Genomic DNA, 2455 nt, shown 5'->3' with positions numbered 1-2455 from the left:
GCCGGGCCTGTATAGGCGCGCATTCCGCTTGCAGGCTTTCGGGCCTGCGGCGCCGTCCGAGATTGCAGGTGCCCGAGAGGGTTTAAGCTGAAGAGGCCTGCATGAGACGAGGAACGAATTACCCGTTCGCCGTGCGATGGCCGGGCGGGATATGCGGATGCCGACGTGGCGGTTTGCCACGTGGGTTCTCTGCTGGCGATCCTTTCGGACGGGCCGGACTGGCCCGGTTCACCCCGTGCCATCCTCCGGCTCAACTGGCGCCCTGCCCCATGGGCCGGGTGCCGCAGTGAATGGAGTGAGCATGGATCGGAACCAGAAAAAGGAACTGGTTGCCAATCTCGCGAAGACGCTGGGTGAAACCCAGGTTGTGGTGATTACCCGCAACCATGGTCTCACCGTTGCGCAGGTTTCCGACCTGCGTACGCGGATGCGCGGGGCTGGTGCACAGTTCAAGGTGACGAAGAACCGGCTTGCCCGCATTGCGCTCGAAGGCACGCCCTATCAGGAAATCGGCCAGCTTCTGGTCGGTCCTGTCGGACTTGCCACGTCCGCCGACCCGGTTGCAGCCGCGAAGATTGCAGTCGAGTTTGCGAAGACCAACGAAAAGTTTGAAATCGTTGGCGCTTCGATGGCGGGCACGATGCTCGATCTGAACGGAGTGAAGGCGCTTGCCGAACTTCCGTCGCTCGACGAGCTCCGGGCCAGGCTGGTGGGTCTGTTGCAGGCACCTGCAACGAAGATCGCTCAGCTTTCGACGGCTCCGGCCGCAAAGCTGGCACGCGTTTTTGCAGCTTACGGCGACAGCCAAGCTGCCTGACAGGATTAGGAGAATCTAAATGGCTGACCTGAACAAGATCGTTGAAGAGCTGTCGGCTCTGACCGTCCTCGAAGCCGCCGAGCTGGCGAAGCTGCTGGAAGAAAAGTGGGGCGTTTCCGCCGCTGCGGCCGTGGCCGTCGCCGCTGCCCCGGCCGGTGGCGCCGCTGCCCCGGCTGCCGAAGAAAAGACCGAGTTCGACGTGATCCTCACCGGCGACGGTGGCAAGAAGATCAACGTCATCAAGGAAGTCCGCGCCATCACCGGCCTCGGCCTGACCGAAGCCAAGACCCTTGTTGAATCGGCTCCGAAGCCGGTCAAGGAAGGCGTGAACAAGGATGAAGCCGAAAAGATCAAGAAGCAGCTTGAAGAAGCCGGCGCGACCGTCGAGCTGAAGTAAGCTTTCAAGAGCTTCGGCAAAGGATCAGGGGCGCCTCGCAAGAGGCGCCCCTTTTTCGTGTCTGTGTATGGATTGTTGCATACGTGCAACGATTGGCATGGAAACGGCTGTATCGTAATGATTTTCTTTGCGTTGTCGATGTGATGCGTTAAATGCGTGCAGCGGCGTCCAAGTTGTCCTTTGGCGCTGCGATTGTGTGTATTTGTGGAGCGTAACATGAAGAATTGTCTTGCCGCTGCTGCGGCGTTCCTCGTCATTTCGACTCCTGCCTATGCGCAGGAAGATTCCAACTTCGGCGGTGTCAAGATTGGCGCTGTCGTCGGTTACGACAGCGTGCGTACTGCCTTGCAGGGCGACAGCGGTTCCACAGGCGGCGTCGTTTACGGCGCGACTGCGGGATATGATTTCGACCTTGGAACGGCGGTTGTCGGGATCGAAGGCGAAATCTCCGCCTCGACCGCCAAGGACACGTTTGCCGATATCAATGTGCTGGGCGACGAATTGGCAGTGAGCGTGGGGCGCGACCTGTATGTCGGCGCGCGTGCCGGTATTCCGGTTTCCAAAATTGTTCTTATTTATGCCAAGGCGGGTTACGCCAACGCGCGCACCAATCTTCGCTATGACGATGGCGCGGGCAATGTGTTCAGATACGGCTCCAATCGCGGTGGCTTTCGTATAGGCGCAGGCGCGGAAGTTGCCTCGGGCAATTCGTTTGCGCGGCTGGAATATCGCTACAGCAACTACGGCGATACCGGTCTCGCCTGGGGGATCAAGGGAGTGAGCCTTTCGCGCCATCAGGTGGCGGTGACGGGCGGATTCCGCTTCTGACCGATCTGGCGGCGTTTGCCGCACCTTGGCAGGATGGGGCGGGCGGATGTTCCCGTCCCTTTCCTGCCTCAGCGTTTCAGCAGTGCGTTCAGCCAGTCGTCGACCTGCTGTGTCGGCGGATAGGCGGGATCGCCCAGGCGGCGGTTGATCTGGGCGTGGCCTGACAGCCCCTTACCGGCGACAGGCAACAGGCTTGCCTCGGTTCCGGCTTTCCGAAGGGCTTTCGCCAGCCCCTCGGATTGCGCGGTGCCGTCGTCGCGCTGCACGTGCGGGATCAGGAAATGCGCCACATTGGGCGCCGCCGCCTGCAATGTGGGCGACAGTGCGCGCTGGCGGACGGGATCGGTGCCGAAGGCCTGCACATAGGTTTCCTGCATCATCCGTGGCCCTTCGTGCATCTGTCGGGGCACGTC

At 61.2% G+C, this 2455-nt stretch carries 4 protein-coding genes; 3 read left to right on the top strand and 1 reads right to left on the bottom strand.

Annotation, left to right across the window (positions count from 1 at the left end):
* Positions 1–301 precede the first annotated feature (301 nt).
* The 3 genes from rplJ to AC16JP_RS10435 all read left to right on the top strand — a co-directional run bounded on the left by rplJ (position 302) and on the right by AC16JP_RS10435 (position 2042).
* Entirely contained in the window at positions 302–817 is a 516-nt protein-coding gene (gene rplJ, locus AC16JP_RS10445; RefSeq protein WP_484340553.1) for a 50S ribosomal protein L10, read from the top strand.
* 19 nt (positions 818–836) lie between these two features.
* On the top strand, positions 837–1214 hold the full coding sequence (gene rplL, locus AC16JP_RS10440) for a 50S ribosomal protein L7/L12 (protein ID WP_484340552.1): 378 nt from the start codon (positions 837–839) through the stop codon (positions 1212–1214).
* A 180-nt stretch (positions 1215–1394) separates the two neighbouring features.
* Entirely contained in the window at positions 1395–2042 is a 648-nt protein-coding gene (locus tag AC16JP_RS10435) for an outer membrane protein (protein WP_484340551.1), read from the top strand.
* Between the two features lie 68 nt (positions 2043–2110).
* On the opposite strand, the gene AC16JP_RS10430 is transcribed toward AC16JP_RS10435, so the two are convergent.
* Positions 2111–2455, bottom strand: a 345-nt coding sequence (locus tag AC16JP_RS10430) for an alpha/beta hydrolase (protein WP_484340550.1), incomplete at its 5' end; no start/stop codon positions are given.

The organism is Sandaracinobacteroides sp., from assembly GCF_057137845.1.
This window is presented reverse-complemented; position numbering and strand designations above follow the sequence as displayed.